Source organism: Chryseobacterium sp. UNC8MFCol (assembly GCF_000482305.1).
Taxonomy (GTDB): Bacteria; Bacteroidota; Bacteroidia; order Flavobacteriales; family Weeksellaceae; genus Chryseobacterium; species Chryseobacterium indologenes.
The window spans coordinates 304,622-329,720 of the sequence record NZ_KI535293.1 but is presented as its reverse complement, the minus strand read 5'-3'; the positions used below and the strand labels follow the sequence as shown (position 1 = coordinate 329,720).

Sequence of the window (25,099 nt, the reverse complement as noted above, 5' to 3'; positions counted from 1 at the left end):
TGTGGATCCTGAACCGTCCGGGATGCCGTTTCTGCCTGGTAGAGTATGGTCTGCGAAAAGCCCAATACTGAACACAAGGACAGCATCAATGATGAAATATGTTTCATTGTTATTAGTTTTTTTTAATGATAATGTAAATCAAATCAATACAATGGAAAGCAATGAATAATTATTCAATGCATACACCCATTATATTTTTCCTAGATTTTATCTTTTGGTCACATTTTTCCCAAACACTCTTCCATCTTTTAAGGTAAAGCGAAGAATATATACTCCCCAATCATATCCGGTCATATTGATTTTGATCTTACGACCCAGATCCGGAGAATTCTGCTGCTGGAACTTCCAATGAACAGTACTATGCTGGTAAAGTGAGACTGATTCGATTAAACCGTCTACCTCTTCCGTCCAGTCGATTGTTAAATAATCATTGACCGGAACAGGATAGAGCCTGATGTTTTTCATGAATGTCTTTTCATCCATCACAGGAGCTTGTTGACTGGCTACTGTTTTTTTGACTTGTTCTTCCAGCTTAATTTCTTTTGGTATAATGGCTGGTTCTTTTTTACCGGACGGATTGGTTCCTCTATAGCGTTGGTTTCCGGCTTCGTCATATTTAAAATAGACTTCGGTTTGCGAAAAACCCCAAAAACCAATTAAAAGAGAAAACAAGGACAATAGTTTTGTTTTCATCGCTTATTATTTTTTTGTGGAAAGCATTTCCTGTACTTGTTTTTTCAATTCCTTAATATCCTCAGACTGGGATTTTAGAATTTTATTTTCTTCCTGAAGTTGCTTAATTTGTTTGTTTTGCTCAATTGAATACAGGGTAAGTTCTTCTATTTTTTCAAGAAGTTTTGCGTCCATTTCCGCTACATTAATTCCTTTTTCGATGACTTCAGAAGCTGATGGGATATTGGGAAGGTGTCCTTTTGCAGCAATATGCTTTTCGACTTCTTCCAAAGATTGTAGCTGATAGTCTTTCTTAAATACATAATCTGCCCATACATTGGCTTTTACCTCAACTTCTTTAGCATGAATTTTACCATCGAATTTGGCAATTCCGTTATTCAGGAATTTAATCCATATTCCACGTTTTGCATCCTGAAACCCTACAAATGTTTTTCCATCATCATTATCATTAGGCTGAGCAATGATAATATTATGAGAACTACCAAGGTTTCTTAAAACCGTATCTCCGGGCATACCTCCATAGCAACCGTTACAAGCTGATTTGGCAATCTGAAATGTACCATACGAATTGGTAACTTCCATCATAACGCCGTTGGGATCATACACTCTAAGTAATGCAGCAGAAGTGGTATCCGGATCGTCCGCACCAATTCTTACTTTTCCTTCATTGGACTGTAATAATAGTTTGCTCCAGCTGCCCCATTGAGGATCTGCCGACAAAGCATTTCGGTAAAAGATACCTCCATCATTAAAATTAAGTTGGTGACGCTTGTTCCCCGAATTATCGGACCAAGGTGCGATAGTTAACATTCCGGAGTGATTTCCTGTTCCGGGAACTCCTACTACACTTCTGGTCTTAAATTCTGCTTTAAGTACATTGTTGTAAGCAGACGGTAAGTCGTTGGTATTCCTCGTATCTTGTACGGTAAGGCCCGGTGCATTCTGGGCATAGACCAAGCTTGAGAGTGCCATTCCGGCAATCAATAGTGTTTGTTTCATAGTTATTAGTTTTTAAAGTTTAAAAATAACCTAAGGTTATCAATTCATTAATCTATCTATATATTATTTTGTTATTGAAAGAATTTGTTGTAGTTTTTTATTGATCTCTTCAGCTTGAGATTGTAAGTCTTTATTTTCTTCCTTAAGCTGCTTAATCTGTTTATTTTGTTCAATTGAATAGAGGGTAAGCTCTTCTATTTTCTGTAATAATTTTATCTGAAACTCTCCAATATTTACCCCTTCCTTCTCCATCACTTTTGCAGATGCAATTTCAGGGAGATGCTTTTTTTCTTTGATGTGCTTCTCAATATCTTCCAACTTAGGAAGATTATAATTTTCATCAAAGACAAAGTCAGCAGTAGGTGATAAAGTTATTTTAAGTTCTTTCGCTTCAAGCTTCCCATTCAATAAAGCATTTCCGTTAGGCTTGATAGCCATTTGTATTTTCTTACTTGTAATAAAGTTAATACTTCCAAAATTGTTATTAAACTGATTATCGTTTTCAATATTAAAATCACCATAATCACCATACCTAAATCCTGAAGATGTATATCCTGAGTTTAATTCAAGATTAGCCGTATTATGATATCCTATAGTAATCATATTACTTCCACCTGTTGCTCCATAGGCAGAAAACTTAGCCATCACCAAATTCTGATTATTATTGTTCTCTTTAGCAACTTCGAATCTTGTTTGAGGCTCAATGGTTCCTATGCCTACATTTCCGTTATTTAGCAGTTGTAATATAGAACCTGTTGTCTGAAGTCTTATTCCTCCAAACCATTTGATATCCAAACCATCTGAGCCGGATACCGGATAATGCGTAAGATAATAATTGACTGGATCTGAGTTTCCATACAATTTATCAAAAGCTATATTTTGGGAGAAAAGCGTGCCAAATATGATTAATCCAACAATTGATAAAGTTTTTTTCATCCTTATGATTTTCTTAAGTACAAATGTAATACTTTTTTTCTTTTGACACCAAGCAGTGTCTTAATATTTTAATTATAGTCAAAATTATTTATTACCGACGACAAAACTTGTCGTTTTATAATAATCTTTAAAAAAGATTTGCGCATGTTTCAAAATTTAAAATCAAGACTATATTATTTTTTCTTGTATCATTTCTCAATAATAAACGACATATAATTCTGAGAAGGTGTTAATCATCATCAACTGTAGAACAACTCTTTGAATGATGTTTTTTAAAACCTAGCTGTAAGGAAAGACAGTATATAAATTAAAAATTATTATTGATGAAAATTCCAATACCCTCCTATATTGCTGTTTTGCTACTCTTCGTATATTCAATTATGTACGCCCAGCAACCTGATCATAAACCAACCCGTGAGAAACTGGATGAGTATTTTTCGGCCCTTACCTTTCTTAATCAATTTAATGGTAACATTATTATTGCTCATAAAGGAAATTCTATTTTTGATAAGACCTACAATATGCCAGCTGCACCCGAAGAGATGAAGGTTCGTAAAGACAGCCGTTTTATCATTGCTTCCGTATCGAAAGTATTTGTTAAATATGGTATTTTAAAACTTGTCGAGGAAAAGAAAATTTCTATGGATGATAAGCTTTCGAAATTCTTTCCTGACTTTCCAAACGGTGATAAGATTACTATCAACCATTTATTTCATCATCAATCCGGGCTGCCAAGAGAAGTAAAAGATTATGAAAAACATCAGAAAATATCTGGAAAAGAAGTGATAGAAATGGCAAAAAAAGAAAAACTGCTTTTTGAACCGGGAACAAAAACTTTATATTCCAATATCGGATTTCTTTTACTTCATATGATCATAGATAAAGTGTCTGCAAATGGATATCTGAATTATATTCAAGACCAGATATTTACTCCGATGAAGCTTACTCATACTTCAGAATATAACGACAAGAAAAAATATCAGAATTTTGCGCAGGGCTTCGGTAATGATGAAGGCAAAATCAAAAAAGCACCATCAGTGGTCCTCGACCGATTTGAAACCGGAAATTATGTCTCAACCATCCAAGACCTCTATCTTTTTGCAAAAGAGGGATTTACAGGTAAATATCTGCAGGAAAGTCTTATCCGGGATTTGTTTGACGAAAACGGTGTATTGGCACAGGCTGGAGGAAGACCGGGATATCGTGCCTACTTTTATAAAAATACCAAGACTTATTATGATTTTGTAATGGTTAGTAATTATTCGGATATTCCTATCCAGTCTATCCTTGAAGATGTAATAAAAATCCTTGACGGAAGACCATATGAAATCCCAAAAAAAATTGAACGAAAAGCAATTTTGTTATCTGAAGAATATCTAAAAAAATTCGAAGGTAAATATGTACTGGAAGCTGATAATCAACAACAATACATCCTTAGCCTAAAGGACAAAAGACTGATTCTCACAGATAAGGAAGGAGAAGTCACAGAATTGTTTCCGGATTCAGACACCACCTTTTTTTATGACCCGGCTTCCAGGGACGGGCTGGAGTTCAGAATTAATACAAGCTCCGGAAAATACGAACTCTTCATTATATCCACCGGCCTTCGTCTAAAGGCTAAACGGATAGAATAATAAAAAGAAAATACCAGAATATTTCCCGCACATAAAAATTATCGGAACATATTATGGGTAGAAAATAACTATCAACAGATTCTTATATCACTAACGAAAAAGACCTCGGGTGGAGGTCTTTTTATATATTTCGTAAGGATATTTATTTTTTCAGATCATCAATCTCATCCTGTATAGATCTGATCTTTTCTCTCAATTCCTGACTTACTTTTCCCGGAATATTTTTAACCTTTCTTAGATCTAAAGCTAGCATAATAGAGGCAATCCCCATAAAAATAAAGGAAACTCCGGTTAAGGTAACTAAAGAAATACCTGTAAACACTGGATTAAATATAAGCAGTAAAGAAAAAATAATTCCGCCAACACTGGCCAGCGCCACATTCCCCCAGCTCATGATTCTCATACTCTTTAGATCAAAAGCAAATCCTAATAATTGAAAAGAGCGGAAAAGTAAGGTGAATCCTACTACAAATGGAAGAATAGACATAGAAATCTGAGGATAAGCAATGAGATAAATACCTATTGCTGTCGTTAATAATCCGCTTACCAGAAACCAGCCCCAGCCCTGTAGTGATTTACTGTTTTGTAAGGAAAAGAAAATTTCTGTAATTCCGGAAAACAAGAATGAAACACTAAAGAATATTGAAAGTGTGACATACGTTGCCAGCGGTACACTGAAGACATAAAAACCGCAAATCAGAAACAGAATTCCAAAGATCAATGGAATATACCAGTGTTTAACCGTGTTTGTAAGTGTTTGAAATAAATTGGCCATAGGTGTGTTTTTTGATCTTGCTTACTTTGTAGTACGGTGTTCAGCTTGTCCGTATGCATTTCAAAAAAAGAAAAAATTTCACTTGAATTTGAAATATCATTAGTTCTAATTTATAAAAAATAACCGAGTTAAGCATTATATTCTACTAATAATTCACAAAAAAAGAAATTTCACTTATAATTTTCATTGCTTCTTCCACCACCGATGATGACTCATTAAAACCTGATTAGACCAGCCACATATGCAGGCTGGTCTAATCAGGTTTACTAATACTTAGTATCAATATGGGTTAAAATTCAACAATCTATTTTCCCGCGGGCTGTTGTTGGGTAACACAATGTACCATTCCTCCATTTTCATAAAGATTCCTTACATCTATTCCTATCACTTTCCTGTCGGGATACTGTTCCTGTATAATTTTATTGGCAACGGAATCATTGGGATCTCCATAATTAGGAACCAGTACCACTGTGTTTGCTACGTAATAATTAACATAAGAGCCTTTATCCTCAAGCTGCTTGCCGTAAGCGGTTTTTACTTTGTTTTTAGTAGCAGGCAGATACACTTTTTTATATTCTTTACCGTTTATATTGGAGGCCGTGTATAAGGTATGGACATCTTTTCCGGATAAGCCCAGATCAAGAAGATCATCTTCTTTCATGGTAATCATTGTGTTTCGGTTGGCAAACTTCATAAAACCATCAATGTGCATATCCGTGACATCAAGCCCCGTCACACCGTCCAACCATATTACCTTGGAAACGCCATAATATTCTTCGAACATCTCTCCGGCTTCTTTTTCAGTGATTCCCTCATTTCTTACAGCTCCTTTTTTCTGGCTGATCACCGAGCTTCTGCATGCCATAAGAACGCCATTGCCGTCTGTTTCTACAGAACCTCCTTCATTGACCATTTCTTCATTCAGGTTAATGACTTTTATTCCCAGATCTGTTCCTATCCTTTGAGGAATTTCATCACAATTCTCAAAGTCAAATTTTTCTCCCCAACCGTTAAAACCCCAATCTTCAATGACAACGTTCCCTTTGTTGTCTTTTACGAAAATAGGTCCGTTATCTCGCACCCACACATCATCAGTAGGATATATTTTGAAATCAACATTCATCAGAGGGACTTTATTGGCTTCCAAAAGATTAACAATTCTATTTTTTTCCTGTACATTGTACGCAATGATGTGAACTTTTTCGCCTGCTTGCAAAGCTTTTGTCATATCGATCCATGTTTGTTCTACTCTGTTGCGGTAAGTTTCCCCATGTTGATAATGGTGGGGCCATTGCAGCCAGGTTCCTTCATGACGTGAAGATTCTTCCGGAAAATGATAGGTCTGTGCCATACTTAATATAAAACTCAGTATAAAAGTGAGTGTGAATAATTTATTCATATAATTTAAAATTTCTTTCCAATAAATACACCGAAATTAACATCAGTTTCAAAGCTGTTTCCGGTTTGGGAAATGTTACTTCCTATTCCGAGCTGCATTTTGTTCTTGTTTTCTATCCCCACCCTGACAATCTGGCTACTGGATTGGTGCTCCTTAAAGCTGAAGTCGGATTCTACAATCAGCATGCTGTAAAAATTTAATTTTTCATTGAGCTTCGGGGTGTATTCCATTAAAGTGTAGCATCCGAATCCGAATGCCTCCGCATCAGTAGAATACGTAAATACCGGGAAAATATTTATCCCGAAAACATCATTTTCTTTTGTATAAGCAAGCCCTACAGATGGCATGATATCTTTATCTGAAATATGAACTCCTGCAGAAACACCCCAGTTCTTTCCGATTTCATAATTAAGATTCTGATAAATCTCCGGGCTTACTTTTTTAGAATTATAATTGTAAGAAACAGTTCCTGAAGCAAAATAATTCCATTTGCGCTTAAGGTCTTTGCTGAAAATACCCAGAATTTCAGTTTCTTTATTTTCGCTGTATGCCTGTATGGAAATCTGCGATTGGGCACAAAAAGGAAGTAATAAGGTGAGGAGAAATACATTTTTCATTCTATTTGTTTTTTGAAGCTTTACATATAAATTCATCATTACAATGATTTACAGGTGCAAAATTAGATCTCTTAAAAAAACAAATCTTGTCCTAAATTGACATTCTATCCGTACAACGAGAAAAAATTCAGGTTTTTCTCCTGTAAAGATTCTTCAGTTTCACTGCAATGATCTGCTGGAAACTTTTACTCAGCAACCAAAATGATAGAAAGGACGATATATTTTTCAAAATATTCCGTATCACCAATTTACAGAAAATAAAAATGAAAAAGGTGAAAATCATTTAATTTTCACCTTTCAAAAACATGTTTATGCCTGTTTTATATTCTTAGTTGGGTTTATATAACTTATACATTGCAAATAAAAATCCTATCCATATCGGAATCAGGATCACCTGAATCTCCATTCCTGTGATACTCATTAGTCCCAGAATCAGCACTAAAAATACAATACAGATATAGTTGGAAACAGGGTAAAATATGGATGGGAATTTAGATTGAATTCCTTCTTTGGTAATGGCTTTTTTAAATTTAAGATGGGTATAGCATATCATCAGCCAGTTGATAATCAATGTAGATACCACAAGAGCCATCAGATACTGAAATGCTTTTTCCGGCACCAACTTATTGATGATAATACAGATACCCGCAAAACATGAAGAAACAAGGATTGCATTGATAGGAACCGAATTTTTATTCAGTTTCTTTAAAAATTTCGGTGCATTTCCTTGCTGGGCCAATCCGAAAAGCATTCTGCTGTTACTGTAAACACTACTATTGTAAACGGATAAAGCAGCTGTTAAAACAATAACATTAAGCACATTGGCTATTAATGAGTTAAACTGGATTACCTTTCCAAAAAGGCTGAATTCCAATCCGTTTAAATTTTGAAAAACCATCACAAACGGACTTGAACCTTCGGTAATGTCTCTCCACGGACTTAATGAAAACAAAATAACCAAAGCTCCTACATAGAAAATCAGAATCCTGTAAATCACCTGATTGGTAGCCTGAGGAATCGTTTTTTCAGGATTTTTTGCTTCGGCAGCCGTAATTCCGATCAATTCTAATCCTCCGAAAGAGAACATGATCATCGCCATTGCCGCAAACAATCCGGAATATCCGCCTTCTGTTTTATTAAACAATCCTTTCGGAAAAAATCCTCCGTCATTCCATAAGTTGGTAATTGTTGCTTTTTCGCCTCCGGTCCCACTGATCAACAGGTACACTCCAAAGACAATCATTGCAATAATAGCGACTACTTTGATGATGGAAAACCAGAATTCAGTTTCACCATATACTTTAACGGAAGCAAGATTCAATGCGTTGATCACCACAAAAAAGAACAAGCTGGAAACCCAAAGCGGAATTTCCGGCCACCAGAAATGGATGTAATGCCCGATTGCCGTAAGCTCAGCCATACTTACCAGAATATAGAGGATCCAATAATTCCATCCGGAGGCAAAGCCAGGAAAATTTCCCCAATATTTGTAGGCGAAGTAACTGAAACTTCCCGAAACCGGTTCCTGAACTACCATTTCACCAAGCTGACGCATAATAAAAAAGGCAATAATTCCTGCTAAAGCATACCCTAAAATCACCGATGGTCCGGCCAATACGGCAGCCGGGCCAATTCCCAGAAACAGTCCTGTTCCTATGGCGCCTCCCAGGGCAATTAATTGTATATGTCGATTTGTTAATCCTCTAACTAAAGTCTCGTTTTGTCCTGTTTTATTTTCGTTGCTCATTGAATGAATTATTCGGTCGCTAAATATATAAAAACTTTTCAGAGAAATTCATATTCTACGGGGTAAATTGACAATTCATTAGGAATGTACACCACTGCTTTTCGCTTAATCTGACAAAATCATTTAATTTGTTGGAACGGCATAGATGATATTTTCACTCCAGTCTCCTCCAAATGACTGGAAATAAGTTGCCCCTGTCTGTGCTCCTCCGACTGAGTTACTTCCTGCAATATATTTATATCTTTTTAGGGATCCGGAAGAGTTATTAATAATCAGACTGCCCTGTATAATTGAAAATCTGGTAAGTCCTGATGTTGTAGGACCCTGCACCAAGCCACTTACTAAAGTCGGACTTTCTGTAAGGTCTGTTGAATACGTTGCCAAACCTCCGACGGCAACATTAGGATCGTCTGAAAAACTGGTTCTCAGCCACATCCACTGATCACCTGTCAGTACGGCTCCTGCAGGCAGTACGAGTTGCTGAACCGTTACAAGCCATTTACCAGGAGGTAAATCAATGTACGAGCCTGTATATTGAAAAGTATTTGTAAAATTAAAAGGTATGTTGATACCAAGTCCGTTTACGCCCCGTACAACTGTTAATCGTACAGGTTTCCACGTTCCGTTTCCGTTACTGTCTGATGTTAATACGTAATTGGCATTTTGTGCTCCGTCCGCTATTTTTATTCCGGGTACGGGAGCGGCAGAAGTTCCGGTTGTTTTGATATCTAAACTTGTAACAGGATTATTATTTCCTATGCCAACAAAGCCATTATCGGTCATCACCACATCATCTGCCTGATTGGCAGGGCTCACATTTCCTGAAGTTTCATTATTCTTTTTTCCGTCAAGATGAAACATGGCTTTCGGATTGGGAGTATTGACACCAATCTGGGCAGTCGCAGTATGCTGCAAGCCCAAAAGTACAACAATACAAAGTAAACTTTTTCTCATAAAAAATGTATTTAGAATCTTAGGGGAACTTTTGAATCACCGTTTATCCATAAAATTTTGTGTAGCGGAGATTCCCGTTGTACAAACTTAGTGGGAAAAAGAGCTCATTCATGGAGAGATACTGTACGCATTTTTCCACAGAAATGTAGATGTATTCTTACATGGGAATTAAAGATTAATGAATTTCTTTATAAATTTCAAGGAGCTCAACCAGATTGGCGATCTTTAATTTCTGATAGACTCTTCGTTTATAAGTTCCTACAGTTGATTCCTGGATATCCAGGGTATTGGCAATTTCAAGGTTACCGTTTCCTTTAGCCAAAAGGTTAAAGACCTGCAACTCTCTATCAGACAACAACTCTATTGTTTTTTTCCTATTCATTCCTTTCACCATTTCTTTCATAATCTCGGGAGTATAATAACAACCTTCCTTAAAAATAGTGTCCACTGCTTGTACAAAATCTTTTGGGTTACTTTGTTTATTTAAAAAGCCATTGGCTCCTTCTTCAATATACTGGATCGCAATATTTTCTTTGTACGAAGTGAATATAAGGATCAGGATATCTTCAGAAATCATTTTAATCTCTTTGACCATTGATTTAAGAATACTTCCCGGAAGCTCAATATCCAGAATGATGAGGTCAAATTTTTCTGTTTCCACCTTTTGCTTTGCTTCATCATAGGTCTCGGCAAAATCGACTTCGATATCATCAAAATTCTTTTCCAGAATCATGGCTGTGCCTATTCTTACTACATGATGATCATCTGCAATGAGTATTTTTCTTGTCATATTTTAATAAGGATTTTTATGTTGGTTCCCTGGGGACTGTTTTTATGAAAAGTCATTTCAGCATTAATTTTCATCATCAGCTGCACAACCATATGCAACCCCAATCCGTAGTTTCTGAAAATCAGATGCTCATGTTCTTTTTTGTGAAATAACCCTGAATAATATTCTCTTTGTTCGTCAGACATTCCGGTACCTGTGTCCGCAATACAGATTTCTACATACGATTCGCCGGAATTTGAGGTAATGATAATTTCTCCCCGGGAAGTATTTTTAACAGCATTATCCATGAGGTTATGAAAAACTGCCAGCAGAATATTTTTATTCAACTTAACTTTCAGATGATGGTCACAAAAATTATATATGAAAGTATTTTTCTGTGCTGCAATTTCTTCAAATAATAATTTTTTGGTTTCAATCAAATCATAAATAAGATATTCTTCTTCTGTTGTATTTTCCTGTTTGTACAACTCTGTATATTCTTTGAGACTCAGCGTAAATTTATATAACTGCTCAGAAGTTTTATAAATGCTGTCAAAGTACTTTTTCTGTGTTTTGATATCATCAGACTGAGTGAGTTCCTGGGAGAGAAGAGCAATAAATTTTACGGGAGTTGTAATATCATGGCTTATGCTTTCCACCAGTTTTTTCTGATAATCAGATTCACTTCTGAGTTTATTATTGGTTTCCTCCAGCTCTTTATCCTTATTGACAATAGTATTTTTCAACACTTTATTTTTCAACCTTAAAAAATTGGTTCTTGTCTGTACAATAATGATAAGAATTAAAATAAGAAAACCGGCAACCAATATCTTAAAAATCAAAGTCTGATAAAAGTACGCTTCTACTTCTACAGGAAAACTTTTATACACAAACTGACCATCTTCAGAAGATAGGAATCTGATCAGCAAATTATATTGTCCCGGTTCTATATCCGACAGCCTAAAGATTTTATCATTTTTTATGGTAACCCATTGATTTTCGTCATCCGTCACAAGCTTCGCCTGAAGGTAGATATTCTCAAGATCTGCGTAATAAGGAATATCTATATAGAGCTCTGCATTTTTATATCCGCATTGAAGGAAAAGTTTGTCTTTCAAAGCCACCATTTTGCCTTTTATCTTTGCTCTTTCTACAAACAGATCTCCGGGATCAGGAAAATAGGTCCTGATATTTTGAGGGCTGAAGAATACAAAACCCTGCATTGACGGAAAAACAAATTGTCCGTCTTCCAAAATATGCGCACAAGGGCCGGCATTCCCATTAAATTCATTATTCAGAAAACCGTTCCCCTTCGTATACCGGTAATAGGCAGGAGCTCCTTTCCTGCTTTCCATACAACGCAGGAGATGAGTTTTATTAATAGTAAATAATCCGTTATCAGATGAAATCCAAAAATTGGAATTCCGGTCCTCCAGAATATAATGTGCATTGTCCAGAAAATCATTTCTGTCTGTGGGAACTTTTATCGCTTTTCGATTTTTCAACAAATAAATTCCTCTGTTGTGTGTAGTAAACCAGATATTGCCGTCTCTTGTCCTTAGAATTTGCTTTACCGGGAGATTCTTGCCGATGTGATCAATAATTCTGTCCTGCATAAGGGAAAAAATAGATATTCCATCACTAGTACCCAGAAACAGCAGGTCTTTGTTATATCTGAAGACGGCATCAATATTAGCAGGACACGGAATAATTCTTTCAATTTGACCGAAATGATCCTTATTTAAAATATAAAGATAAGATTGCTTTGCTTTAAAAACGGAGGCCATATACAAACCTCCGTTTTTATATAAGCCGTCAATTTCTTTTCCTTTCAATGTTATGGAATCATATTTCGTAAAGCCTGAATTTTTATACCTGATATGAATAGCATTATTTTCCCTGTACACAAGATTTCCGGAATCATCCTGAAAAATATATCGTTTATCATATGATTGCGGAGCCTTAAACAATCTTTCAGAGGTATGATTATTATATAAAATCCCTTCCTGCGTTAACACAGAATTATTGCCATAAGGAATCGCTGCATAGCAAACTTCATCCTGATAAGACAATTTTTTCGTAGAAACTGAAAAATCTGATAAACGAAGAATTTTAAGCCCATTAATGGAACTTCCTATGTAAAGTTTATTGAAAACCTCATCATAAAAAATCGTTCCTGAAATTTCTTTGTCAATATCTTTATATTCCAGCAAATAGGTAAGTTTCAGTTTTCCTTGTGAAAAACTGCTTCGATAAATTTTACCATGACTGATAATAAAAACCTGCCCTGAAATCTGCTGCCAGTAAATTCTGGTTTCGGGATCGTTGTACATTGCCGGCGCATTTATATAAGAATATCTTCCTCGATATAACTGAAGAATCTTTTTACTTCCGGAATCAGCAAAAAAAATATAATCGCCATGCACAAATAAACGTTTCAACCTACTGCGGGGAAATTTAAGATCAAGCGGAACTTTTTTGCTGGTTTTATGATCCTGATACAGGACCTGATTGTTTTCGAAATAGTAAGATCCCGATTCAGTGTCAATAAAATAAGAATCAATAAAGGAAACATACCGGACTGTAGTATTATTTTTGACAAGTTGCCTGTATATCTTTTGGTCTGATGGGGAAGAATTTGATGACACAAGGGATGAAATAATTTCAGGCCGTCTCTTAGAAATAAGAAGTCTGTCGGTTTCGGAATCATTGAAAACAGAAATACTATCCTTTCTGATATTTCCATAGAAATCTCCGAAACTTAGATTTTTAAGCTTAAAATCCTTGTATTGTACAAAGTTGCTGCCGTCATAACGCAGTATCCGACCCTCCATCGATAGCCAGATAAAACCGTACTTATCTTTTACAATATCCTTAATACTGTTTTGAGGCAGACCATTATCCATGTTATACCATTGAATAGTATAGCTTTGTCCGTTGCTGGATAGAAAGAACAACAGTAAAATAAAGGACAGAAGCTTCATTCAGGTGAGACTGGCATTATTCTAACAACAAATATATTATAGAAAATCATAATTATTGTAAATATTTATCCACAATAACGTGAAATTATTTCTACATAATTATTTATGAGTAATTTATATATTGTTATAAATTTAATCAATACGAAACTTGTTCCCTTTCATGGTCTTTGAAATAAGACTGATTCCTAGAAACACAAAGCCTTCAGATTCTGAAAAAAAAATGACCTCACTCAAAAAGGAGAGGTCATTGTGCTATTTTACATATATATAAATTATAAATACTCTTTCGGAATGGCAATATTATTTTTTTTCATGTATTCTACCAGCGCCTGATATTTGTCTTCATATCCATCATCCGATCCGCATTTGTGAGAAATGCTGCAAATATCTGAAGGTTTAATATCTAAAATATCTGAAATTTTAGTCAGTATCTCCAGATTGATCTTCACCTTGGAATTTTCAATATCTGAATAAGCCTTCTGGGAAATCCCCATTTCGAAAGCCATATACTCCTGCGTAAGATCTTTGTTCCTACGTATTTTCCTGATATTTTGTCCACAGATTTTCATCGTTTTTGTTTTAGTAGTTTTCGGTATACTTTAGAAGATTATCTATTAGCCTCCAACAAAGTTAATAAATACCTTTGGCAAAACATTATACACGTTACATGATATTTATTTTCAATATAGAAAAAGGTAAAAAATAAGCCTGTTTCAGAGAAAATATCACTTCGGTAAACACTATTGGAATTTATGGAGACGCAAAAATTTAATTATGACAATAATATTGTCAGGGCATTCCTCTATGCTACTATCGTATTCGGACTCGTCGGATTTCTGCTTGGGCTCACCGCCGCATTAATGCTTTTTTATCCTGAATTACCTGAATTTTTATTCGGTACGGACGACACGACTATTAAAAGTTTAGCATCGGGAAATATACAGGGATTGATTAACACTCAGGGAGCCATGGGCTTCGGAAGAATCAGAATGCTTCATACCAGTGCCGTTATTTTTGCTTTCGTCTGCAACTCTTTCTTCTGCGGTGCTTATTATAGCATGCAAAGACTACTGAAAACAAGAATGTATAGTGACACCCTCTCATGGATCCATTTCTGGTCATGGCAGTTTATGATCATTACCGTAGTGATCACGTTCTTAATGGGAATCAATACTTCTAAAGAATATGCTGAACACGAATGGCCTATCGACATCCTCATTGCCTTCTCATGGATCGTTTTCGGAATCAATATGTTTGGTACTATTGCTAAAAGAAGAGTACGACATTTATACGTAGCAATATGGTTCTACCTGGCAACCTGGATCGCCGTAGCCATGCTTCATATCTTCAATAATCTTGAAGTTCCATTATCTTTCACAAGCTGGAAATCATATTCTGTATATGCAGGTGTAAAAGACGCCTTGGTACAATGGTGGTATGGTCACAATGCAGTAGCATTCGTATTAACCACTCCTGTATTAGGTCTGATGTATTACTTTATGCCAAAAGCAGCACAACGCCCAGTATTCTCATACAAACTATCTATTATCCACTTCTGGTCGTTGATCTTTGTATATCTTTGGGCCGGCCCTCACCACCTGCAATATACAGCATTGCCTGCATGGGCACAGGCTGTAGGAACAGGATTTTCCATTATGCTTATCGCTCCGTCATGGGGAGGAATGCTGAATGGCCTTCTTACCCTAAGAGGAGCCTGGGATAAAGTAAGAGAAAATCCTATTCTTAAATTCTTTGTTGTTGCCGTTACCTGCTATGGTATGGCTACATTCGAAGGTCCCCTTTTAGCAACAAAATCTTTAAATAAAATCGGGCACTATACAGACTGGGTTATCGGGCACGTACACCTTGGAGCTCTTGGATGGAACGGATTTATGGCATTCGGAGTCATCTATTATCTGGTACCGATTATGTGGAGAACTAAACTCTGGTCTAAAAAAATGGCCAACTGGCACTTCTGGTTAGGTACTTTAGGAATCATCTTCTATGCTGTTCCTATGTATATTTCAGGATTTACCCAGGGATTGATGTGGAAACAATTCAACCCGGACGGAACATTATTGTGGAAAAACTGGTTAGATACCGTTACAGCGATCATTCCTTACTTTAAAATGAGATTCTTAGGAGGTATTCTTTACCTTTCAGGAGCCATCTTAATGGTCATCAACGTTATCAAAACCATCAAAGCCGGTTCGTTCCAGAAAGAAGTTCCTGCAGAAGCCCCTGCATTAGCCAATATCGGAAGTACAAGAAAGGAAGGCGAAGGTGTGCACCTTTGGCTAGAAAGAACACCTACCTTACTTTCCATACTGGCTTTCATTACCATAGCAATCGGCGGACTTGTGGAAATTGTGCCTACACTCTCATTGAAACAAAGTGTTCCTACGATTACTTCGGTAAAACCATATACTCCACTGGAGCTTGAAGGAAGAGATTTATATATCCGTGAGGGATGTAACTCCTGTCACTCCCAGATGATCAGACCATTCCGTGACGAAGTTCTTCGTTTTGAAGGAAAAAACGGACAGTATTCTAAAGCAGGAGAGTTTATTTATGACAGACCCTTCTTATGGGGATCCAAAAGAACCGGTCCGGATCTTCACAGAGAGGGAGGCCGAAACCCGGATTCATGGCACTTCAAGCATATGTATAACCCTAGAATTACCTCTGCAGGTTCTATCATGCCACGTTTCCCATGGTTGATCACCAATAAACTGGATCGTACTCAAATGGCAGATAAAATGAAACTGATGAAAAATGCATTCGCTGTACCTTACACCAAAGCACAGATCGACTCCGCTAATCAATGGGCAGATAATCAGTCCAAAGCTATTGTACAGAGAATTTATTCCGAAGCTACAGATGTAAAAGATCAGATGACAAAAGAAAAAACGACTAAAGGATCAGCTTATGTTCCGCTTGAGCAAAGGGAAATTGTGGCGATGATCGCTTACCTGCAAAGATTGGGTACAGATATCAAAACCACACAGATCCAAACCGCAAGTGTAGAATAAGTAACCATTAAAATTGTATTGCAATGAAAACGAGAACCCCAATTTCAGTATATATCGCGGTAACGATAGGTTTAACGATCATGGCCTTTGAAATGTTTGCCAGTGATTCAGGATATTTTTCTTCTCCTTTTTTCTGGGCGCTGATTCTGATTGCCGTTATCCTCCTGATGATCATGAACTCTATCGGAGATTTGATTGAAAATGAAAGCTTCAGCAAACTTTCTGAGGAAGAAAAAAAAGAATATCTGGCCGAAAAAAGTGTTCCCTACTATCAGAAACTATGGAACTCCGCTTTCAAAAAACAGTCTGTGACCGAGGAAAAAGATATTCTTATTGACCATGGTTTTGACGGAATCACAGAGCTAGACAACTCTCTTCCCAAATGGTGGATTGGTCTTTTCTGGTTTGGATGCATCTTTTGCGCGGTCTATTTAATGGCATTTGCTTTTACGGACTACGCCCATCCGGAAGCAGAATATACCAAAGAAGCTAAAACCATGCTGGCTTCCATCCAGGAATATGAAAAAACCGCTCCCCAGATCAACCTGGAAACTGCAAAATACAGCGCTGATAATATCGCAGAAGGCCAGGAGCTTTTCAAAACAAATTGTGTAACCTGCCATGGAGATGGCGGAAAAGGAGGTATCGGTCCCAACCTTACCGACACTCACTGGATCAACATCAAGGAAAAAAGTTTATTTAAAAATGTTTTCTGGATGCTTGAAAACGGCTCTCCAAACAATCCTACCATGAGACCATTTATCAAAGAAGGAACCATCACAGGAAAAGACGCTGAAAAAATTGCAGCTTATATTTATCATATCAACCAGGAATCTTCTCCGATCACAATAGCACAAGGTGGTGCCGCACCACAGGGAGAAGAAGTGAAATGGGAAAACGGAAACAATTAAAATTTATTACCTCAATGATATAAACCATGCCACGCCCCCTTTAGAACAACACTAACATTTGAATTTTCATTTTTGCTAACTAACCTTTTCAACATAAAAAAATGATATAAAGGGGGCTTTCTAAAGAACAAAATCCGCACCTTGGCTCGTCTTACTCAACTATTCACTTGACAACTACTAAACTAAAAATTCCATAATAAGGCAGCCAAGGCAGGATTTTTGCATTCACAAAGGGTACCACAACAAAGTGTAAATAATTTAGTATTATTATCTTTGTTAGAAACCACATCGCATTTGAAACTGAAAATCAACACTACAAAACTCTTAAGGCGTATTGCAATCACTTTTATTGCAATATTGGTTTTTCTTACCCTTCTGATACTCAGCCTCAGACTTCCGGCTGTTCAGAATTTCATCAAGGACAAACTTATTGTTTACCTTGAGAAAAAAATCAAAACAAAGGTAAGCCTTGAAAAAGTTTACATAGGATTTCCTAACAGCCTCGTTATGGAAAACCTTTACCTCAAAGGACAGGATGTAGATACCCTGCTGGCTGTAAAAAAACTCGATGTGGGGCTGCATATGCTGAAGCTTATCAACTCTACTGCAGATATTACCTCAGTAGATATGGAAGGAGCCAGAGCCAACGTAGTACGCAAGCCGGACGGTAAATTCAATTTCGACTATATCATTGATGCTTTTGCCACCAATGATAAAGAAGAAAGTCCTTCCAAACCTTTCATCATTTCCCTGGACAAAATCAATTTAAAAGATATCGGCGTTACTTTCAACGATCAGCAATCCAGAAACGATATCAATCTGTATTTCAAATCTTTCGATACCGGGGTTAAAAAGTTTGACCTCAGTAAAAATACGTATGCTGTCAATGATATCAATCTGGACGGATTGAAATTAAAACTGAAGCAGGATATTGTAGAAGAAGTAACCAAAAAGGTAGAGAAAAAAGTTGATTCTCTCAACGAAAAAAAGCCTATGAATATTGGCCTGAGAGGCATAAAACTCACCAATTTCAATATTGATTACGGTGATGAAAACACCAAAACATTTGCCAAGGTTCTATTCAAGGAATTAAGTACAAAGGTTAATAAGCTGGATCTTGAAAATAATACTTTTAATGTGGCCAATGTGTTTCTTTCAGGAGCAGATATCAATGCCAACCTTTATCTTCCTGCACAGAATGCCAATCCGAAAAAAACAAAAGAGCCGGAGGTTTCAAAAGTTTCCGATAAAGATCAAGCGATCAACCTTCTTTTAGGTAAACTCGTGCTTAATGATGTAAAAGCTACCTACAACAATACCGCCCTTGCTCCTACAAAACAGGGAATGGACTTCAATCATATGAACTTCTCTAAAATGAACCTTGAACTGAGAAGCTTCAAAATGGAAAACAATACATTCGCCGGAACAGTTAATTCTGCAGAAATACAGGAAGCAAGAGGCTTGAATATCCAAAAATTCAACACTGATTTTGTGTATGCCGAAAAGGAAGCTTACCTTAAAAGTCTTTATCTCCAAACTCCGAAAACTGTATTGCGTGATGAGGTAATTTTAAATTATGATTCGATCGATCAGTTAACTAACAATCTGGGTGCAGTAAAGATTTCAGCCAATATCAAAGATTCCAAAATCGGGTTTTCTGATATTCTGAACCTTGTTCCAACACTGAGAAATACAGTTCCATTCAACAAATACCCGAATGCCGTTTTAAATGTCAACGCCAATGTTAAAGGAAGTGTAAACGATCTTTTGATCCAGGATCTTAAAGTTTCAGGTTTGGATCAGCTGAGGGTCGTTGCGTCAGGAAAAGTCAAAAACGCGATGAATCCTGATCAGCTGTATTATGATGTAAGAATCGGAGAATTCTCATCGAATGCGCAAACAATTTTCAACCTCGTTCCGAAAAATACCATTCCGTCTACGATATCGCTTCCTTCCAGCTTTAGCATTAAAGGAAATGCAAAAGGAACGACTAAAATGGTAACAACAGACCTCAACCTCTATTCTACCCTTGGAAATGCCGCTATTGTTGCCAATGTTGACATGCGCAGAAAAAACCGTGAATTATACGATGTAAAGGCCAATCTTCAGGGAATTCAGGTAGGAAAAATTATTCAGAATAAAGATATTGGTCCGGTTACCGCTCAGATTTATGCAAAAGGTGAAAGTTTTGATTTTAAAAATGCCAATGCAGACCTAAAAGGGCATGTGGCCTCTGCTGTCTACAAAGGATACCGATACCAGAATATGGATCTCACCGGTAAGATCAACAGGGGGGCTTATCATGTTATTTTAGATTCAAAAGATCCGAATGCCAGTCTGCAATTGACCGCTTCAGGTGTTTATGACGAAAAAAATCCTACGGTAAAAGTCAACGGGGAAGTAATCAAGCTGGATGTCAATAAACTTGGATTTTATGAAAAACCAATGATTATTGCAGGAAAAATTGACGGAGATTTTACAAGTCTGGATCCGAATAGCCTTAACGGATATTTAAATTTAAAAGACTTTGCCTTTTCCGATACCAAAGAAGTATACCCGGTTCAGGAAGTCAACCTGAAAGCTTCTTCAACAAAAGATTCAACACAAATTATTCTTAACTCACAGGTTGCTGACGTCGAGCTGAAGGGGAAATATAAACTTACCCAGATTTTTGGAGCTTTAACTCAAACCATTAATCAATATTATCAGTTCCAGAAACCGGGTACAAAACAAAAAACCGATCCGGGACAGCATTTTACCTTTACCGCAAAAGTGAAGAATGATGATCTGATCAGAAAATTCGTTCCGGATCTGAAAGACTTTGAAACCATCAATATCAATGGGAATTACGATGCTGATTCGCAGAAAATTGAGCTTGACGGAGAAATTCCGCGATTGTTGTATGGGGAAAATTCTATTGAAAAAGGAACTTTAAAAGTTACTAATGAAAATCAGGCATTACAGTACAACCTGAATGTTGCGGCTTTGAAAAGCTCGAGCTTTTCTTTGAAAAAAATCAATATTGGTGGTGATGTTGCTGATAATACCATCAATTACAATGTCACAACCAAAGATGATAAAGATGCCACACAATTCCTGATTGCAGGAAATGCCAAATCGTTGAATGATATTACAGAAATTTCTTTAAAGCCAGACGGGTTAAAACTCAATTACGCAGACTGGAATGTGGCTGAGAATAACAAAATTCAGATCAGCAGTAAAGGCATCCTGGCAGATAATTTTGTTCTGTCAAATGGAAACAGCCAGATTTCACTTCAGTCTGAAAATAACAGCCCAAACAGTCCACTAAATGTTTCGTTGAAAGATTTCAAAATTGAAACCATCACGGAGCTGATCAAAAAAGATACTGTACTGGCCAGAGGAACCATCAACGGAACGGCGCAGCTAAGGGATATCACCAAAAAGATGACTTTCAACTCAGATCTCAACATTTCCGATCTGATGGTATACGGAAGTCCTGTAGGAAATCTTGCCGTGAAAGTTAATAATGCGTCACCCAATATTTTAAATGCGGATATTGCCCTTTCCGGAAATAATAATGACGTAAAGATACTGGGAGATTACAATACTTCTTCCAGCTCATTGGACCTGAATATGGCCATTAATCAGCTTCAGATGAAAACGCTTCAGGGCTTCTCTATGAATGCCATTACCAATACGGAAGGTTATTTGTCGGGGAATTTAAAAATAAGCGGAACCACGGATAAACCCAATATTTTAGGAAAAGTAAAACTGAATGATGCCGGTCTCGAAATTGCAAAAACCGGAAGTGATTTCAGGAAACTGAATGATGAAATTGACTTCACCAGCCGCGGTATAGAATTCAATCAATTTAAAATCAATGACAAAGATGGAAACTCACTCGTTGTAGACGGGCAGGTTCTTACACAAACCTATAGAGATTTCGCATTTAATCTTAATGTCAATGCCAAAGATTTCAAGGTGGTAAATTCTCAAAAATCAAATGACGCTATGATGTATGGTGTTCTTGCGATTGACGCCGGGCTTCATATCCGCGGCAACCTAGACCTTCCTAAAGTAGACGGCAGATTAAGTGTTTCTGATGATACAGACTTTACCTTTGTGCTTCCTCAATCTAATCCTTCTTTACAGGAAAGAGATGGTATTGTGGAATTTGTTGACCAGGATCAGGTGGTCTTGAACAAAACAGTTAAAACAGATTCTCTCAATGCACAAAGCCGCATCAAAGGAATGGATGTAAGTGTGAATATTGAAGTAAGTAAAGAAGCCAAACTTTCTTTGATTATAGATAAAGCCAACGGTGACTTTGTACAGCTTCAGGGAGAAGCTGAACTGACCGGAGGTATTGATCCTTCAGGAAAGACGACATTAGTAGGCGTTTATGAGGTGGAAAAAGGAAGCTATGACCTTAGTGTAAGCTTCCTGAAACGTAAATTCGATATCCAGAAAGGAAGTACGATTACCTGGACAGGAGAGCCTACCATGGCCATGATGGATATTACAGCCGTTTATAAGACCGAAGCACCTCCTATTGATCTCGTAGAACAGCAGATCACAGGACAGAGCGCTTCCGAGATGAATCAATATAAACAAAGAATACCTTTCAATACTTTACTAAAAATGAAAGGTGAATTGCTAAAACCAAAGCTTAGCTTTGATATCACCACAGAAGAGAAGAATAATTCTATTTCCAGCAATGTAAAAGATGTTATCGATCAAAAACTTGCCCAGCTCAGAACTCAGGAATCTGAAATGAATAAGCAGGTATTTGCCTTACTTCTCCTTAACCGTTTTATCGGAGAAAATCCGTTTGAAAGCGGTGCCGGAATGTCTGCAGAAACAATGGCAAGACAGAGTGTGAGTAAAATTCTTTCCCAGCAGCTGAATAATCTGGCAGCAGGTTTAATCAAGGGAGTGGATCTTAATTTCGGGCTTGATTCTTCGGAAGATTATTCCACAGGCCAGAAAAATACAAGGACCGACCTGAACGTAGATATCAGCAAAAAATTATTGAATGACCGATTAAAGGTAACGGTAGGAAGTAATTTCGGATTGGAAGGACAAGCGCGTCAGAATGAAAACATGACCAATATTGCAGGAAACGTTTCTGTAGATTACAGCCTTTCTAAAGACGGAAGATACATGCTTCGTGCCTATCGTAAAGATGAATATCAGGTAGCTCTTCAGGGGCAGATTATAGAAACCGGACTTGGATTTATTATCACTCTGGATTACGATAAATTCCGGGAGATTTTCCAAAAATCAAAAGAAAAGAAAACCAAAAAGAATCAAAATAACCAAGTGGTAGAATTTAAATAATGAGTAAAATGTTCCATACATATTGTAAGTATCTGTTGGCTTCCGGACTGGCATCCACAGTGATTTCCTGTAGCAATACGCGATTTTTGAAAGAGGGTCAGATGCTATACACTGGTGCTGAAGTAAAAATTGAAAACGACACGATATCGAAACAGGAAAAAAAAGATCTTCAGTCAGCACTGGAAGATAACCTCAGGCCTAAACCTAATTCTACATTTCTGGGATTACGTCCTAAATTATATTTCTACAATATTGCCAAAGAGCCTAAAAAAGACAAAGGGTTTAATTACTGGCTAAAGTATAAGGTAGGTGAAAAGCCGGTTCTACTAGGCGATGTAGACCGTGAATTCAATAAAGATATTATTGAAAATTATTCTGAAAATAAAGGATACTTCAATGCTAAAGCAACGTATGATACCGTTTCTAAAAATAAGAGAGCAAAAGTAATTTATACGGTAAGACCCGGTGCGAGGTATATGATCGATGGAGTCAAATTTCAGAAAGACTCTACTCTTATCAATCAGGAAATTCAAAATCTGACAGAAAGAACTCTGTTAAAAAATGGAAAACCTTTTGATCTGGACGTCATCAAATCTGAGCGCGAAAGAATTGACAGCAGGCTAAAGGAAAGAGGTTTTTATTACTTCCATCCTGATAATATTATTGTTCAGGCAGACAGTACCGTCAGCAAAAATCATAAAGTTGAACTCAACGTAAAGCTTAAAGATAATACGCCTGCTCTGGCTACTCAACAATTCAGCATTGATAAAGTAGTTGTATTCCCTACTTACAATATTCAGGATGTAAAAGATGGGAAATACAGCATCCCTATGGACAAGGATTCACTTTCGAAATATGCTTTTGATGATATTTATGTGATTGATCCGCAGCATAAGTTTAAACCAAAAATCTTTGACCGGGCTTTATATTTTAAAAAGGGCGATTTGTATAACCGTTCCAATCATAATCTTACGTTAAACCGTTTGATCAGCCTTGGGGTTTTTAAATTTGTGAAAAATGAATTCATCACTTCCGACTCTATAAATCATAAATTTGATGCCTATTATTTACTGACACCGAGACAGATTCAATCGTTGCGACTTGAAGCACTGGGGAGAACCAACTCTGCTAACTACGGTGGTGGTGAACTTAATCTGAACTGGACCCACAGAAACTTCTTCAAAGGGGCAGAGCAATTTAAAGCGGCAATCTATGGAGCTTTTGATTTTCAGATGGGAGGGCCGAAGGATGCCAATAACATTTTCCGTGGAGGAGCCAACGTACAGCTTTCCATTCCACGAATTGTAGCACCTTTCCGTTTTAATTCTTCCAGTGCGTTTGTACCACGAACCAATATCACATTGGGATATGAATTCCAGAACCGTACCCGATATTATACCCTGAACAACTTTACCGGGTCATTCGGCTATGTTTGGAAGGAAAATATTAGAAAAGAACACGAACTGAAGGTAATTGATATCACCTTGGTTTCTCCGGCTAAAGTTACAGATGCTTATAATGCACTGGCTGAAAAGAATGATGCCATGAAAAGAGTTGTTAAGGAACAGCTTATTTTCGGTCCTACTTATTCTTATACCTATACCAATACCATGCTTCCGAGGAAGAATACCTTTTATTATAAGGGGACTCTTGATCTGGCAGGAAATATTACAGGGCTTGTTACCGGTGCCAATGTTAAAAAAGATAAGCAAAAAGAAATTTTCGGAATCCCTTTCAGTCAATATGCCAAGATTGAGAATGACTTAAGGTTTTATCATAAATTTACTGAGAAAACCTCTCTTGCCACCCGACTCATTGCCGGAATCGCTTATCCGTACGGAAACTCAGACTTCGTCCCTTTTTCCAAACAATTTTTCTCAGGAGGAAGCAACAGTATCAGGGCATTCCGTGCAAGAACATTGGGACCGGGGAGTTTTGATCCCAGAACTTTACCGGAAGGAGGTTTCTTTGATCAGTCAGGAGATATTAAGCTGGAATTAAACGCCGAATATCGTGCTAATCTTTATAAATTTTTAAATGTTGCCGCCTTTGTTGATGCCGGAAATATATGGCTGATCAATAGTGATGAAAACAGACCCGGCGCCAAATTTTCAAAAGATTTTTTACAGGAAGTTGCGGTAGGTGCCGGAGTTGGTCTGAGACTTGATTTTTCTATCCTGATTTTGAGATTAGACTTAGCTATGCCATTAAGAGTTCCTTATTATGAAAAAGGGGACAGATGGACTTTCGATAAAATTAATTTCGGAGACCCAAGCTGGAGAAAAGACAATCTTATTTTAAATATTGCCATCGGATATCCTTTTTAA

16 protein-coding genes are annotated in these 25,099 nt (G+C 37.0%); 5 read left to right on the top strand and 11 right to left on the bottom strand.

Going from position 1 to position 25,099, the window contains the following annotated elements:
- Positions 1-207: 207 nt before the first annotated feature.
- The 3 genes from M030_RS0123410 to M030_RS25960 all read right to left on the bottom strand — a co-directional run bounded on the left by M030_RS0123410 (position 208) and on the right by M030_RS25960 (position 2,628).
- Positions 208-693: a hypothetical protein gene (locus tag M030_RS0123410; RefSeq protein WP_027375629.1), complete on the bottom strand. Its 486-nt coding sequence runs from the start codon at positions 691-693 to the stop codon at positions 208-210.
- 6 nt (positions 694-699) lie between these two features.
- A complete protein-coding gene (locus tag M030_RS25165) occupies positions 700-1,692 on the bottom strand; it encodes a hypothetical protein (protein WP_051585226.1) in 993 nt (330 codons plus the stop codon).
- A gap of 63 nt (positions 1,693-1,755) precedes the next feature.
- Positions 1,756-2,628, bottom strand: coding sequence for a hypothetical protein (locus M030_RS25960; protein WP_051585225.1), 873 nt, complete (start codon positions 2,626-2,628; stop codon positions 1,756-1,758).
- 323 nt (positions 2,629-2,951) lie between these two features.
- On the opposite strand from M030_RS25960, the gene M030_RS0123395 reads away from it, so the two are divergent.
- Positions 2,952-4,262: a serine hydrolase domain-containing protein gene (locus tag M030_RS0123395; RefSeq protein WP_081806371.1), complete on the top strand. Its 1,311-nt coding sequence runs from the start codon at positions 2,952-2,954 to the stop codon at positions 4,260-4,262.
- A gap of 142 nt (positions 4,263-4,404) precedes the next feature.
- Here the strand turns inward: M030_RS0123395 and M030_RS0123390 are convergent, their stop codons facing one another.
- The 8 genes from M030_RS0123390 to M030_RS0123350 all read right to left on the bottom strand — a co-directional run bounded on the left by M030_RS0123390 (position 4,405) and on the right by M030_RS0123350 (position 14,076).
- A complete protein-coding gene (locus tag M030_RS0123390) occupies positions 4,405-5,037 on the bottom strand; it encodes an HdeD family acid-resistance protein (RefSeq protein WP_027375627.1) in 633 nt (210 codons plus the stop codon).
- Positions 5,038-5,341: 304 nt separating this feature from the next.
- Positions 5,342-6,436 carry an agmatine/peptidylarginine deiminase gene (locus M030_RS0123385; RefSeq protein WP_027375626.1) on the bottom strand — a complete coding sequence of 365 codons (1,095 nt, stop codon included), beginning with the start codon at positions 6,434-6,436 and terminating at the stop codon, positions 5,342-5,344.
- 5 nt (positions 6,437-6,441) lie between these two features.
- Positions 6,442-7,053: a hypothetical protein gene (locus M030_RS0123380; RefSeq protein WP_155860301.1), complete on the bottom strand. Its 612-nt coding sequence runs from the start codon at positions 7,051-7,053 to the stop codon at positions 6,442-6,444.
- A gap of 328 nt (positions 7,054-7,381) precedes the next feature.
- The gene (locus tag M030_RS0123370; RefSeq protein ID WP_027375624.1) at positions 7,382-8,800 is read right to left on the bottom strand and encodes an amino acid permease; all 1,419 of its coding nucleotides are present in this window, start codon (positions 8,798-8,800) and stop codon (positions 7,382-7,384) included.
- Between the two features lie 123 nt (positions 8,801-8,923).
- Entirely contained in the window at positions 8,924-9,754 is an 831-nt protein-coding gene (locus tag M030_RS25155) for a hypothetical protein (protein ID WP_027375623.1), read from the bottom strand.
- Positions 9,755-9,929: 175 nt separating this feature from the next.
- Positions 9,930-10,544 carry a response regulator transcription factor gene (locus tag M030_RS0123360; RefSeq protein ID WP_027375622.1) on the bottom strand — a complete coding sequence of 205 codons (615 nt, stop codon included), beginning with the start codon at positions 10,542-10,544 and terminating at the stop codon, positions 9,930-9,932.
- Positions 10,541-13,507, bottom strand: coding sequence for a sensor histidine kinase (locus tag M030_RS0123355; RefSeq protein ID WP_027375621.1), 2,967 nt, complete (start codon positions 13,505-13,507; stop codon positions 10,541-10,543). Before M030_RS0123355 ends, M030_RS0123360 begins: the two co-directional genes overlap by 4 nt.
- Before the next feature lie 272 nt (positions 13,508-13,779).
- Entirely contained in the window at positions 13,780-14,076 is a 297-nt protein-coding gene (locus M030_RS0123350; RefSeq protein ID WP_027375620.1) for a helix-turn-helix domain-containing protein, read from the bottom strand.
- A gap of 183 nt (positions 14,077-14,259) precedes the next feature.
- Between M030_RS0123350 and ccoN the strand changes: the two genes are divergently transcribed.
- The 4 genes from ccoN (at position 14,260) to M030_RS0123330 (ending at position 25,099) form a co-directional block, all read left to right on the top strand.
- Positions 14,260-16,539: a cytochrome-c oxidase, cbb3-type subunit I gene (gene ccoN / locus M030_RS0123345; protein WP_027375619.1), complete on the top strand. Its 2,280-nt coding sequence runs from the start codon at positions 14,260-14,262 to the stop codon at positions 16,537-16,539.
- Between the two features lie 23 nt (positions 16,540-16,562).
- Positions 16,563-17,450, top strand: coding sequence for a cbb3-type cytochrome c oxidase N-terminal domain-containing protein (locus M030_RS0123340; RefSeq protein ID WP_027375618.1), 888 nt, complete (start codon positions 16,563-16,565; stop codon positions 17,448-17,450).
- Between the two features lie 294 nt (positions 17,451-17,744).
- The gene (locus M030_RS0123335) at positions 17,745-22,772 is read left to right on the top strand and encodes a translocation/assembly module TamB (RefSeq protein ID WP_027375617.1); all 5,028 of its coding nucleotides are present in this window, start codon (positions 17,745-17,747) and stop codon (positions 22,770-22,772) included.
- On the top strand, positions 22,772-25,099 hold the full coding sequence (locus tag M030_RS0123330) for a BamA/TamA family outer membrane protein (RefSeq protein WP_027375616.1): 2,328 nt from the start codon (positions 22,772-22,774) through the stop codon (positions 25,097-25,099). Before M030_RS0123335 ends, M030_RS0123330 begins: the two co-directional genes overlap by 1 nt.